This is a genomic window from Clostridium sp. KNHs214, assembly GCF_000744935.1.
In the GTDB taxonomy this organism is placed as follows: domain Bacteria; phylum Bacillota; class Clostridia; order Clostridiales; family Clostridiaceae; genus Haloimpatiens.
Genome location: NZ_JQMW01000004.1, coordinates 264156 through 278682 on the forward strand (window position 1 = coordinate 264156; position 14527 = coordinate 278682).

The window sequence follows — 14527 nt, forward strand, 5'->3', positions numbered from 1 at the left end:
CATTTTATCACACCAAGTCTTATTTGTAAAGGAAAAATTTATCCTAAATTATTCTCATAAATTTTGCAGCTTTGCAATTTTTTTATTTGACTCATAAATAAAATAGGTTCAACTTTAAACACTTCACTATTGTTAGTATATTTTAAATAAACATTTTTGTCTAAGGCATCTATTTCTTTTATAAAAGATATTATATCTTCTGAAATACTCTTTTTGTATTGTTCATTAATTTCAATATATACGGCATCTCCATGACATTGTTCTTCAATTTTATATATAATATTTTTAATAAGAAATTCTATATAAGATAATCTTAATCTCTTTCCTTCACCGCTGCATTCTTGACAATTTTCTTCCAAATAGCTGTATATATCCTTACCCACTCTTTTTCTTGTTATTTGTAAAAGTCCAAGAGGTGTAAATGGATAAATTTTAGTTTTATTCTTATCATCACTAAAGCCCTTTTCTACTATATTCTTAACAGCTTCTTTATCTTCTTCTGAATACATATCTATAAAGTCAATAATTATAATACCTGCTAAATTTCTTAGTTTTATCTGCTTTACAATTTCTTCTGCTGCCTCTAAATTTGTACTTAAAAAAGTATTTCTCATGGATTCATGTTTTGTATTTTGGGCCGTATTTACATCAACCACATACATAGCTTCCGTTTTATCTATTACTATATTTCCTCCTGATGGAAGAGAAATTTTTTTACTTCTTAAATGAATTAATTTTTTTTCTATTCCATAATAACTAAATAAATTTTCTTCATTATCATAAAGATTTACATCTATATTTAATCCTTCTCTAGTCTTCATATATTCTACTATCTTATGGTAGTATTCTGAACTATTTGTGATTATTTCTGTAAAACTTTCATCTATATACTCTCTTAAAATCCTATTTATAATCCCTCTATTACTATATAATAATTTAGGTTTTAAAGTATAGGTGCCAGTTTTTATTACTTGAACATACTTATTATATAAATATTCTATTTCCACATTCATCTCTTCTACAGTAGCTTCTAATGCTTTACTTCTTATTATTACTCCCAGATCTTTAGGCTTCTTTATATGCTTTATTATATATTTTTTTAATTCCACATCATCTATATTTTTAGAAAAATTAATTCTGTTGTTAAATGTAACTAAAACACAATAATTGCCCTGAATGCTTATGTCAGCAGTAACTTTCGGACCCTTGTCTCCAAAAGCTTCCTTTACAATTTCTACAATTACGTGATCACCATTCTTTAAGTTTTTTGGATTTGAATCCCCTAATTGCATGTAGCAGTTCTTTTCTATCCCTATATCTATAAATGCACTATTATTAGCATTTATAATATTTTTTACAATGCCTTTATATATTTCACCTACATGAGGTCCACTTTCCGCTTCTTGGATTAATATTTCCTCCAACTCTTCTTCTCTTTTTATCGCTACTCTCGTACACGACCCCTGTTTTTCTATGTACATTTTCTTCATTTTTTCACCACCCTATTGACAATCCCTATTCCCTAATACCCACTCATCACCACTGGTAAACTATCCCTATGTATTCAATATAAAATAATTAATTTTTATTCTACACATAAAGCTCTTATAACTTTCTAAAATACTCTTGTAAACTCACCATTTTTTTACCCATATAAGTATACAATTCTTCTCTTTCTATTCTTACAAATCTATCCTTACAAGCCCCTTTGGTGTGATTTTGTATATACTCTGCAAGAATTTGAGGAGATAAATTGTCCTTACTTCCAGATGAAACTAAAACCTTAAGTTTTAAATATCCCTCATTAAATTCATAATTTATTTTTTTAATCATAGATCTTATATTTAATTCTTTTTCACCTTTTTTTGTTTTCTTAATTACATTCCATTGTTTATCATTTAATAATTCTTTTAACTGCCTCCAAGCTTCCGCATCCTTTTCATAAGGTATGTGTATGCAATAATCTGAAGCCTCTACTAAAGCCATTGAAGGTGGAATTTTCTTTCCCTCTATTGCTTTAACCTTTATTACATCTAGTATTTTAATTCCTAAAGGACAAGACTTTATCAACTTATCTTTTATATATTTTTCATCTAACTCTTCTGTTAAGCTGAAATCAAAATATTCAGCTGATGAAAAAACTCCCACTCCTAGAGGTTGTGCTATAGATAAAGTTAAATGAGGATTAAATCCTTTTGAATACTCTGCTGGTAATTCTGCTCTTCTTATTATCCTTTGTACCGTTCTTAAAAAATCTAAGTGTGCTATGAATTTTATTTCATCTTCTTTAGTACATTTAACTAAATAACGCACCTTCAAAACACTTCCCTTCCTTAAAACCATCATTAGTATTTATGCCACATAGTTTACATCCCTGTCTGCAATCTGGTGTGACTTCAGCTTTTTTAGCCCTTTCATTTTCTTTTATTAAAAACTCCTTAGAAACCCCAACATCTATAAAGTCCCATGGAAGTATTTCATCATAATTTCTATCTCTATAAGCATAAAAATCTCCATCTACTCCACATTCCTCTAAAGCTTGCTTCCATATTGGGAAACTAAAATATTCATTCCATCCGTCAAATTTAGCTCCTTTTTCAAATGCCTTTATAAGCACATCACACATTTTCCTGTCACCTCTAGCAAATATAGCTTCCATGTAGCTCACTGGTGACTCATGCCAATTGTATGTAATTTGCCTTCTCTTAATATTTTTTCTAAGGGTTTGTATTTTTCCCTTAACACTTTCCATATTATCTTGAGGAGTCCATTGAAAAGGTGTAAATGGTTTTGGTACAAATATAGAAGTACTTATGGTAACCTTAAGTCCCTTTTGTCTTTCCTCTTTTGGTACTTTATAATATTCATCCACTACCTTTTCACCAAGCTCAGCTATGCCTTGAACATCCTCCATGTTTTCGTAAGGAAGGCCTATCATGAAATAAAGTTTAACAGTACTCCAACCAGATTTAAAAATACTACTTACTGAGTCTATTAAGTCTTCTTCCGTAACACCCTTATTAATCACATCTCTCATTCTTTGCGTTCCTGCTTCTGGTGCAAAAGTAATACCTGTTTTTCTTACCTTTTGAATCTCTTTTACTAAATCTACTGCAAAGGAATCTATTCTTATAGAAGGTAGTGATACTCCTACCTTTTTATCCTTATATTTTTCTATTAATGAAAAAATCAAATTTTTAATATCAGAATAATCACATATACTTAGTGATGTAAGAGATATTTCTTCATATCCTGTTTTCTTTATTAATTCATCTGCTAATTCTACTAATTTATCAGTTTTCTTTTCTCTTACAGGTCTATATATCATTCCTGCTTGACAGAATCTGCACCCTCTTGTGCATCCTCTAAAAGTTTCTAGCATTATTCTATCATGTACTATTTCTGTATACGGAACTATTAACTCTGTTGGATAATCCACTTCATTAAAATTCTTTATTATTCTCTTAGTAACTTTTTTCGGAAACTCATCACTAACTGGTTTAAATTCCTTTATAGTTCCATCTTCATTATAATCTGTATTATAAAACTTAGGTACATAAGTTCCTGGTATTTTAGCTGCTTCTCTTAAAAATTCATCCTTTGACTTGCCCTGTTTTTTCATACTCTTGTATAAATCTAGAACATCATTTAAATGTTCTTCTCCCTCACCTAAAGAAAATAAATCAGCTATATCATAAAGTGGTTCTGGATTATAAGCACAAGGACCTCCGCACAACACTATAGGATCTTCTTCACTTCTTTCTGAGGCTCTTATAGCTATGCCACTCATATCTAACATATTTAGTATATTTGTATAACTCATTTCATATTGTAATGTAAAAGCGATAAAATCAAATTCTTTAAGCGGATCCTTTGTCTCTAGAGCATACATAGAAACTCCATTTTCCCTCATTAACTTTTCCATATCTGGCCAAGGTGCAAAAGCCCTTTCACAAAAGGTATCTTCTCTTTTATTAAGAACATAGTAAAGTATTTTCATCCCCAAATGCGACATTCCCACTTCATAAACATCTGGAAAACAAAATGCAAATCTTATATCTACTTTATTTTTATCTTTGTTAAAAGAATTAATTTCTCCTCCTATGTATCTTGCAGGTTTCTCAACTTTATATAAAATATCATCAGAAATTTTCTTCATTATATTTCCTCCTCATGTTTTTTACATCTAACTATTTTATCACATATAGGTGCCAGGCACCACCCGGAAAAAGTCGAAACGTTTGTATTTATAGTTTTTTTAATTCTACCTTAACTTTATATATTCTTCAATAGTTATATTTCCATACACTTTTAATGCATCTATTATTTCTTTTTCATAAATTATATCTATAACATTCATCTCATCATCTAAAACATAAAAAATATTATACCTATTTGTATCTATTAAATTCATTATAAATAATAGACTTTCTTTACTATAAACCGAAATAGTTCTATTCTCCATGTACTTTCTCTTTAAAAATTTAATCTTTTTCTTAATAACATCTCCCATAATTAAATAAACTATCCTTTCTCTTTCTCGAATTGAACAAACAATTATAAATAATCCTATAAGACCTATATTTAAATTATATAAAAAAGCACTTTTCTTATAAAATAATATAAAGTAATACATAATAAAGCATAAGCCTATAGCTAGACTTATATTCACTGTTATTATATTTGATTTTTTATAATGTTTTTTTATACTTAAAAAATCTCTAAGTATTCTACCTCCATCTAAAGGCAAAGCAGGTATTAAATTAAATATACCTAAAGCCAAATTAGTTACTTCTAAAAATTTAAGCTGATATAGTTTGAATTTAATAAAAGCTATGTGTAAAATTAAAGCAAGTATTATATTAAATAAAGGACCTGACACAGAAATAATTATATCTTCCAAAGGCGTTGCTTCATCTAAATCTTTTAGTTTAAGCACCGTACCTATAGGTAGTATCTCTATATCAAATCCTGAAAACCCTAAAATTCTAGCTGTAATATAATGTACTAATTCATGAAAAAAAGCCATTATAAAGGCCACTAAAATTTTACCCCGAAATCCTATGACTAATAAGCATACAAATATAAAAAGAAAATATTTATTAAACTTAACCATTCATTCCCCATTCTCCATTCTTATTGCTAAATCTCACTTTTCCACTGCCCACCAAAAAACTCCTTAGGGTTTTTATTTTCACCCATATACATTATTTCAAAGTGTAAATGTGGTCCTGTACTTTTTCCTGTATTACCACTTTTAGCTATACTTTCACCTTTCTTTATTTTCTGTTCTTTTTTTACTAATACTTCATTCAAGTGAGCATATTTAGTTTCTACTCCTTCACCATGATCTATTACTATGTATTTACCAAGTTCCTTATGCTCACCACATTCTTTTACTTTTCCATCGGCACAGGCTTTTATAGGAGTGTTTTCCTTTAATGCTATATCTACTCCATTATGCATCTGCTTTTTTCCTGTAAATGGGTCTACTCTTTCTCCAAATTCAGAAGATATTTTACCCACGCATGGCAATTCATAATCCTTTTTTACTAAGTCCTTCACTGACTCTTTATTATTTATTTTATTTATAACCTTCTCTATATAATCCTGAGACTTAGTTTTAAATTTATTAAAATCAAAGCTTTTAATACTAGTCCAAGCTTTTTTATAATCAAAATTTTCATTAACAATTTTTTTAGAATAATCATAAACATTCTGAGTAGCTGGTGTAACAACTATTTTACAAAAAATAACTATGATAAATAATATAAGTACTCCTGCTAAGTCTCTTATTATTCTTTTAGTGATGAAATTTTCTTTTTTGTTTGTTCCAGTTTTAGTTGCCCTAGAATAGACTCCTCTTTTATTCAATACAGAATTATAATAGTCCCTATACTGGGGATTGTAGTTACCCATTTTATTCCTCCTTATCTTTTATTTACTGTTTATATATATTAATATTATTAAACTTATATGCAGATTTTGGTATAGATTTAATATGCTCACCTGTAAATAAGCAAAGCATTTCATCTATTTTATAGCTATTATTATCAATTTCTAATCACCAATCCCAATCACCAAAACATTCACTAATCTCCAGTTCTAAAAAAATTTTTAGTCCACAATTCACACAATATCTTATTTATAATATTATTGATTTTAAACTTTATTGAAGTACATCATTAATTTGAAAAAGAAAAAAAACTGTCTTTAAAGTTATACACTTTAAAAACAGTTTTAAAATATTAGTTAGTAAAATTTTAATTATTATTGCAGTGACTTTTTAATGCTTTTGCAAAGATTTCTGCCGTTCCCACATTTGTAGCTAAAGGCACATGGTGTACATCACATAATCTTAAAAGCGCAGAAACATCTGGTTCATGAGGTTGAACTGTAAGTGGATCTCTTAAAAATATAATTAAATCTAATTCACCTAAAGCCACCTTAGCTCCAATTTGTTGGTCTCCACCTAAAGGTCCTGAAAGAAACCTATGTACCTTTAATCCTACTATTTCATTTAAAAGTCTTCCAGTAGTTCCTGTAGCGTAAAGTTCATGCTCCATAAAAATATTTTTGTACCTTTTCACAAAATCGATGATATCATCTTTCTTATTATCGTGGGCGATAAAAGCTATTTTCATATAAATTCCCCCTTAGAAATTTATTTTTTTCCTTCTCATACAAACATTAAGTACCAAGCCTATAGCCATAAAGCTAGACAGTATGGAACTTCCCCCATAACTCATTAAAGGCAGTGTTATACCCGTTACAGGCATCATACCTATAGTCATACCTATATTTTGAATCAATGAAAACAAGAATGTAGATATAACTCCTACGCATACTATAGATCCAAACCAGTCCTTAGAAGTTTTAGCTATTTTTATAAATCTATATATTAAAACACCATATAATATAAGCAAAATTACTGCACCTACAAGTCCCCATTCTTCCCCTACTACTGCAAAAACAAAATCCGTATGAGCTTCTGGAATAAAACTCAAAGCAGTTTGAGTTCCTTTTCTAAATCCCTTTCCAAGTACTCCCCCAGAACCTATACCTATTAAGGATTGGGTCAGCTGAAGGTTAGCACCCAGTGTATCTTTTTCAGGATTTAAAAAAGAGGTCAATCTTTGCTGTTGATAAGGATGGATAAGCCCTGAATTCCATACTAGGGATATAAATACTACTAAACCAGCTAGGCCACCAAATATAACTTTAAGGTTTAAACCTGATATGAAGAATATACCAAGAACTATAAAGAAACATACCATGGTCATTCCCATATCCGGCTGGATAACTATAAGTACCATAGGTACTAACGCATAAAAAACTAAAGTAAAGAAATTCTTGGGCTCATTAATTTTACCATCCATATCATCTATCTTTTTTGCTAACATAAGTATCAATCCTAATTTAGCAAATTCCGAAGCCTGTAGGCCTCTGCTACCTATAGATATCCAGGATTTAGCTCCTTTACTAACTTTACCTATGACGAAGTCGTTCAAAACAAGTAAAAATACACATGCCCAATAAATTAAAGTGGAATAATTTCTAATTACATTGTAGTCCATGATTAATATTATATACACTACAATTAAACCTAATACAAGCCATATGAGCTGAAGTTTAAATGATTTAATACCACCAGTAGCACTAAAAATATTTATAGCTCCAAACACCACTATAATTATAGAAATTATTAGTATAGAAAAATCAATTTCTCGTAAAAGTCTCTTGTTTATCTTGAGTTTATCTAACATATAATAGACCTCCAAAAAGTTCATCACTACAAATGATATTATAGCAATATAATCAAAAAAAAGCTACGTGTAACTAGTATAAATTTACACATAACTTTCATTTTTAATAATTATTTAATATGATTAACCCACAAAAAGCATTATATTACTTGAATTATGAAATTTCTCTGGAATGACTTGCATAAGAAGCGAAGGAACTGTTTAAATTTAATTTTAGAAATTCTTCTTTTAGACAGATAAAATTATCGTAAGCCTGGCAAGGACGCCAGGCTAGCGAACCTGAGGCAGGACGCTGAATGTGAGCGTTAGATAATTTTATATGGCTAAAAGATTAGAATTTCTTAAATTAAATTTATTGTTCCGAGCTTTTATGCAAGTCATGGAGGAGAAATTTCATAATTCCACCACATCGCACCTTATTGTGGGTTAATCTTAATATCCATTTTTCATTTTTTTAATAGGAATACTTGCAATTAAAGCAGGTTTACACCCATCGCATTCATCTGTTTTAGCTAATTTTACATTCAAACCTTCTTTATCAATTTCTGCATAGTTAGATATAACATTAAGTAAAGCTTCTTTAATGTCCTCTAAAAATTCTTGAGAAAAGTCAGTTCTATCATGTATTAAAATTAATTTCAATCTTTCTTTAGCCATATCCTTGGATGTCTGCTTATTAGAAAACAACTTAAAAAAATCCATCCTAATACCCCCCTATTTTCTACCAAAAAGCTTCATAAGTGATGCTAAAAAACCTGACTTTTCAACATTTAAAGTTTCAAAAGGTACTTCCTCTCCTGTTATTCTTTTTGCTATATTTTTAAATGCCTTACCAGCTGTAGCCTTCTCGTCTAAAACAATAGGTTCTCCCCTATTAGTAGATATGGTTATATTTCTATCATCAGGTACAACACCTATTAATTTTATTGCAAGGCTATCAAGTATATCGTCTATATCTAACATATCTCCATTTTTTGTCATTTCATAATTTATTCTATTTATAATAAGCTGATGATCTTCAACACCTTTTGCATCTAACTTTCCTATAACTCTGTCTGCATCTCTTACAGATGTAACTTCTGGATTTACAACAACTATAGCTCTATCTGCTCCTACTATAGCATTTTCAAAACCCTGTTCAATACCTGCTGGACAATCTATTATAACATAATCAAATTCCTCTTTTAATTTAGTAACCAAGTCTAATACATCTTTAGCCTTTATATCGCTTTTATCTCTTGTTTGAGCCGTAGGTAATAAAAATAAACTTTCAAATCTCTTATCCCTTATTAAAGCTTGTTTAAGTCTGCAACGTTCTTCTATTATATCAACTATTGTAAAAACTATTCTATTTTCAAGTCCCATAAGCACATCTAAATTTCTAAGACCAGTATCTCCATCTACCAAAACAACTTTTTTACCCATGGCAGCTAATGCAGTGCCTATATTTGCAGTAGTTGTTGTCTTTCCTACTCCACCTTTACCTGATGTTATTACTATTGCTTCTCCCATATACTATACCTCCATTAAATAAATTTATTTGGCAAATAAGGTTCTACTACTATACTTTCGCCCTTTATTCTAGCTACCTCTGGATATTGAGGCTTAACCTCATCCTCTGGAGCTCTTGTTATCAAATTTGCTATTTGTATTATTTGGGGTTGAAGTTTAAATGCAGCTATTACAGCATTTGTGTTTCCATTGCTTCCTGCATTCACACAGCCTTTTAAAACTCCAAGAACAATTATATTGCCCCCTGCAGATACTTCTGCTCCAGGACTTACATCTCCTATTATAACCAAATTTCCTGGGTAATTAACTATTTGACCACTTCTTATAGACCTCCTAATAAATTTGGTACGTCCTTCATATATACCTGAAAATACTTTATCACTCTTTTCATTTAAATCTTCAAATATACAATCCTTTATTAAGAATTCATCAAATAATATGTTTTTAAGTTTTCTAAGTTCTCTTTCATTTATGTATTTTAGTTGTGTAGTTATTCTAAGTGTAGTACCCTTATAAAACTTTTTTCCTCTAGATAATTTTTTTATTAAGGATTCAATCATATCTTCAAAATCTTTAAATGCTTCCATATTGATAATTACATTCAATCCATCCTTATTTCCCTTAACCAATATACTATTGCGCACCATAATTAAATTAGACCTCCATAAGCCAACATATTTTATTATTTCAACATATTCAAATAAAATCCTTCTTTTTAATGATTTTTTTAATAATACTATAATATAAAATTTGTTGTTTGGCTCAAAACAAAATAATATTTAGGCACATTGAAATAAATAACAAGTCAGTATGCTAATCTATTTTGGGTCATACTGCATCATCAGAACCCCCCGATAGTTCTAACCTGCTTCCTTGTCTGACACAAAATATACCAGCAATCTTTGACTTGTTATTTCTTTTCATGTACCTTACTAAAAAACGGGACTATGGCATTAAGAAATTCATATACAATATATTGGTTTGAAATTTAATAGCAAACACAATGTGTTGTAGAATTTATTCTTAGTGCGACAGCCCCGTTTTAATACTAATTTTCTTCTTTTTTTACATTTGCATCTTTTTTACTATCCTTATTTTCGCTATTGGATTTATCATTTTTATCAATCTTTAAAGGATAATTATGTTTTGGAGCATATGATGGATACTCCTTCTTTAATCTTTCAGAAAAGTACTGTTCATATATAGCTCTAGCTACAGGTGCTACATAACCACCGTGGCCTGAATCAAATCCAACTACCGCAACAGCTATCTCTGGATTATCTGCTGGTGCATATCCTACATATACTGCAAAGGCTGACCTACCAAATTCTTTTTCTTTAGCAGAAAAAGTTGCTGTTCCTGTTTTACCTGCGGTCTTAATAGGAAATCCATCAAATGCCTTTGTAGCTGTTCCACCTTCGCCCGTAACTGCCTTCATACCTTCTTTTATTGCTTGGTCAGTAGATGGCTTTATATTTATTTCATCCACTATTTTTGGTTTCTTCTCTTCTATCACATTTTCTTCTTCATCGTAAGCATTTTTAAACAAATGCAACTCATATCTATGACCACCATTAGCTATAGTTGCTGCATAACTTGCTAGTTGCACTGGAGTAAAGTTATGGTCACCTTGACCTATGGAAGCATTTATTATATTACCTGGAGTATAAATCTCAGTATTTGCATCCCATATACAATAATCTATAATGGAACTTGCAGCCTTCTCTATTTCTTCCTTTGTATACTTACTCTTAGTATCTTTGTCATAAGTATCCACTAGTCTCTTTAAGTTATTATTCAATTCTTTTGTATATTTTATTGAATTTTGAGCCTTAGCTTTCAAATCGTAATCAGAACTTATAGCATCTTTTATGGTCTTCATTATATCCTTTTTAATTTGGGTTACATTGGCATCTTCCGTCTCTTCTCTTACATTTATATCCACCGGAGCGAATTTTACCCTTCTATTAGACTCATATCCAGCTTTTAATCTATCTCTAGCATTATAATAGTGCATGATTGTTTTGTTTTCTATAGAATCTTTGTAATTATATACCTGGCCCTTTTTCTCAGGTATTTCGATTCCTGTATAATTTCCTAGCCCGTATTTTTGAGCATATTTTTGCAACGTATTAAATGCTTTTTCTAATGATGTACCCCTATACTTTTCATATAGTAAAGAACCTATATTATAAAAGAAATAGTTACAGGATTCTTTTAAAGCTCCTACTACACCTATAACACCGTGTCCACTAAGTTTCCAGCAATGCCATTTTCCATTATATTTTTCAAATACACCTGTATCATTGACAGTAGTATTTACATCAATAACACCATCTTCTAATCCTGCTATAGCAGTAAGTGGTTTAAAAGTAGATCCTGGAGGAGTTAAGCCATAGGTAGCATAGTTATAAAAAGATTTAGGAACTATATCATACTTATCTTGCCTTATAGTTTTATTATCCTTAATAGTATTATCTAAAGGAAACAATTCATTTAACTTTTTCTCTATATTACTTTCTCCAGAAGCTAATCCCATTTTCTTTATATAATCTTTACCAAATTCACTTAAGTCTGGATTAAAATATTTCTTCATAGTTTCATCATTTAATTTTCCTGGAATAGTAAATATATTAGGATCAAAACCTGGCCTACTAACTAACGCCAATATTTCACCAGTTTTAATATCTACCGCTACTGCTGCTCCTCTAGTGGCATTGGCTGTATATATATCTGGATCTGTTGGGTCTGGCCTTGGATTTTTTCTTAACTCCTTCAAAGTGTCATCCATCGCCTTCTCAGCAACATTCTGTATTTTGGCATCTATAGTAAGTTTCACATTTTCCCCTTGATAAGGACTCTTTTTAAATAATTCCTCAACTATCCTACCATACTTATTAACCTTTACGGTTCTCTGTCCTTTGGAACCTCTAAGTCTATTTTCAAATACACTTTCTATTCCCGCAGTACCTATATAATCAACGCTAGGATCATAACCCTTTTCTTTATATCTATCCTCATCCATAGCACTTATTTTAGACATATACCCTATTACAGAAGAAGCTAATTCCTCATGAGGATAATATCTTATAGGCTCATTTCCTACATCCATTCCTGGCAATTCATTTAATCTTTCATAAAATTTAAAAGCAGTTTCTCTCTTTATATTCTTAGCTATTATTACAGGCTTGTATCCAGAAAAGCTCTGCATTTTAACAGCATTCTTAACTATCATGTATCTAAAGCTTTCTTCTAAAGAAAGCTTTTGCTTATCTATTTCATATTCCTTTGCTAAATATTCAAAGGTTTCTTTTGCACTGATTTTCATAAGTCTCTCATTTATTTTTTTTATTTTATCCGCATCTTTTTCTTTATCTAATTCACTGTATTTCTTATTATATAATGTTTTAGCTTCCCTTTCGTCAAGTCCTATGTCCTTTTTAAATCTAAGTTCCAGCCACTCTCTATCTTTAGCTTTTACTGCATTAAATTCAAATCTAAAAGGATTTATTTTTATGGGAAAATCATTTTCTTGAATTTCATTATTTTCATCTAATATTTTAAATACAATTTTCATTGTATCAAAAAAAACTTTTTTAGTTTCTTTAGTTTCCATATAAGTTAAGTTAAAGCTTTGTTTACTAGTAGCTAAAACGATCCCATTTCTATCAGTAATATCCCCTCTAGGTGCTGGAGTAGATATATCTCTTATATAATTACTATCAGCTCTAACTTTATATTCATCTGCTTTAACTATTTGCAAATACACTAGTCTAGACGCAATTGAGGTTATAATCATAACATTGCAAACTATTAATGCAGTATACCTTGTAAATTTACTTTTTTTCTTATTTTGCATATAATCTCTCCTCTTCTAAAACTTCCAATCTTTTTTCATATATTCCTTAGTAGAAAGCTTATATACATAGGCATATAAAAATATACCTACTACCATATTATAAAGGCTTGTAAATATAATCTTTTCAGGTTCCATATAAAACTTAAATATATAGGAAAAACAGTATATTAAACCTCCCTTTAGTATACTAGATACAAATATAGATAAAACAGGTATAAACTTTTTTTCCTTAAATATAATTTTACCAATTTGTGCTGCTAATAAACAAATGATCATATTTATAAAACAATTTATTCCAAAAACGCCTTGAAAATATATATCCTGCAGAGCCCCTGATAATATACCTATTTTCAAAGCAGAATGTTCATCCAATGCCATGGAGTAGCTTACTGCAAATACAAAAAGCAAACTAGGAAAAAAACCTTCAATATTAATAAAAGGTATTAAAGTATTATCTAATATTAAAAATATTATGGATAAAGCAAACACTTTTATTACTCTTTTCATGTTAAACCACACCTTATTATTTTACCTTTCTAGACACTTTAGGAACCAAAATAAACAACTCTTCTAATCTATCGAAATCTACATAAGGTTTAATTACAGCATTTTTCATCATTTTACCCTTATCAGTTTCAATACTTACTATTTTTCCTATTCTTATTCCTTTTGGGTATACACCTGGTTCTACATCCTTTGAGGACACATCAACAAGCCCTGTCAATACTTCATCTCCTACTTTAACCTTGGAATCCATAGGTAAGTAATGTAATCTTGCAAAAAGCTTGTTATTTTTATCCTTATACCCCTTTACTATTCCAGTGTTTTCTTTAGTCCCTACTACATATCCACCCACTGCTATATTTTCATTCTCAATAGTTTGTACCACAGCCCAGCTATCCGATACAGACGTAACTTGACCTACCAAACCAAAGGAATTTACTACTGCCATTCTTATCTCTATTCCATCCTTTTTCCCTCTATTAATGGTGAAGCCATTTAAATAGTCACTTCCACTTTTACCTGTTATACTACATCCTAAATGATCATACTCTAAATTTTGGTCTTTATAATTTAGCATTTGTTTTAATCTTTCATTTTCGTCCTTCATCATAGATTGTTTAGTAAGTTTATCTTTTAGCTCTGCATTTTCCTTTTCCAGTTTCCCATTTTGTTCTTTAACCTCAGAAAAGTTTTTCAAAAAGCTAATAGAATTTTTCACTTCATAGCAAATATCATATATAAATTTTTGTACAGAATTTAAAGTTACACCCACGCCATTTTCTATTGCAGAAATCTTTTGTCTCTTTGCAGAATAGCCTATTAGTCCTAAAAATGCAACTGACAGCACAATAATTGCGACTGTCAGTTTCTTCTTAAAGAGCTTCAT

At 30.0% G+C, this 14527-nt stretch carries 13 protein-coding genes; all 13 read right to left on the minus strand.

Annotated features, from left to right (window positions below):
• Positions 1-38: 38 nt before the first annotated feature.
• Entirely contained in the window at positions 39-1490 is a 1452-nt protein-coding gene (locus CC89_RS01415; protein WP_035288228.1) for an Rne/Rng family ribonuclease, read from the minus strand.
• 115 nt (positions 1491-1605) lie between these two features.
• Positions 1606-2313 (minus strand): TIGR03936 family radical SAM-associated protein, encoded by a 708-nt coding sequence (locus CC89_RS01420; protein ID WP_286161282.1) that lies wholly within the window; start codon positions 2311-2313, stop codon positions 1606-1608.
• The gene (locus tag CC89_RS01425; protein WP_035288232.1) at positions 2297-4159 is read right to left on the minus strand and encodes a TIGR03960 family B12-binding radical SAM protein; all 1863 of its coding nucleotides are present in this window, start codon (positions 4157-4159) and stop codon (positions 2297-2299) included. Before CC89_RS01425 ends, CC89_RS01420 begins: the two co-directional genes overlap by 17 nt.
• A 105-nt stretch (positions 4160-4264) precedes the next feature.
• Positions 4265-5116: a M50 family metallopeptidase gene (locus CC89_RS01430; protein WP_035288234.1), complete on the minus strand. Its 852-nt coding sequence runs from the start codon at positions 5114-5116 to the stop codon at positions 4265-4267.
• Between the two features lie 26 nt (positions 5117-5142).
• Positions 5143-5919 (minus strand): M23 family metallopeptidase, encoded by a 777-nt coding sequence (locus CC89_RS01435; RefSeq protein ID WP_035288236.1) that lies wholly within the window; start codon positions 5917-5919, stop codon positions 5143-5145.
• 344 nt (positions 5920-6263) lie between these two features.
• Positions 6264-6644, minus strand: a complete 381-nt coding sequence (mgsA, locus tag CC89_RS01440) for a methylglyoxal synthase (RefSeq protein WP_035288238.1) — start codon at positions 6642-6644, stop codon at positions 6264-6266.
• Positions 6645-6656: 12 nt separating this feature from the next.
• The gene (gene rodA, locus CC89_RS01445; RefSeq protein ID WP_035288240.1) at positions 6657-7766 is read right to left on the minus strand and encodes a rod shape-determining protein RodA; all 1110 of its coding nucleotides are present in this window, start codon (positions 7764-7766) and stop codon (positions 6657-6659) included.
• Positions 7767-8198: 432 nt separating this feature from the next.
• Positions 8199-8468, minus strand: a complete 270-nt coding sequence (minE, locus tag CC89_RS01450; RefSeq protein WP_035288242.1) for a cell division topological specificity factor MinE — start codon at positions 8466-8468, stop codon at positions 8199-8201.
• A 12-nt stretch (positions 8469-8480) separates the two neighbouring features.
• A complete protein-coding gene (gene minD, locus CC89_RS01455; RefSeq protein ID WP_035288244.1) occupies positions 8481-9278 on the minus strand; it encodes a septum site-determining protein MinD in 798 nt (265 codons plus the stop codon).
• Positions 9279-9292: 14 nt separating this feature from the next.
• Entirely contained in the window at positions 9293-9925 is a 633-nt protein-coding gene (gene minC / locus CC89_RS01460; protein ID WP_035288246.1) for a septum site-determining protein MinC, read from the minus strand.
• A gap of 401 nt (positions 9926-10326) precedes the next feature.
• Positions 10327-13137 carry a penicillin-binding transpeptidase domain-containing protein gene (locus CC89_RS01465; RefSeq protein ID WP_035288248.1) on the minus strand — a complete coding sequence of 937 codons (2811 nt, stop codon included), beginning with the start codon at positions 13135-13137 and terminating at the stop codon, positions 10327-10329.
• Positions 13138-13152: 15 nt separating this feature from the next.
• Entirely contained in the window at positions 13153-13644 is a 492-nt protein-coding gene (gene mreD / locus CC89_RS01470; RefSeq protein WP_035288250.1) for a rod shape-determining protein MreD, read from the minus strand.
• 16 nt (positions 13645-13660) lie between these two features.
• Complete coding sequence (gene mreC / locus CC89_RS01475) at positions 13661-14527, minus strand: rod shape-determining protein MreC (protein ID WP_035288252.1); 867 nt, start codon at positions 14525-14527, stop codon at positions 13661-13663.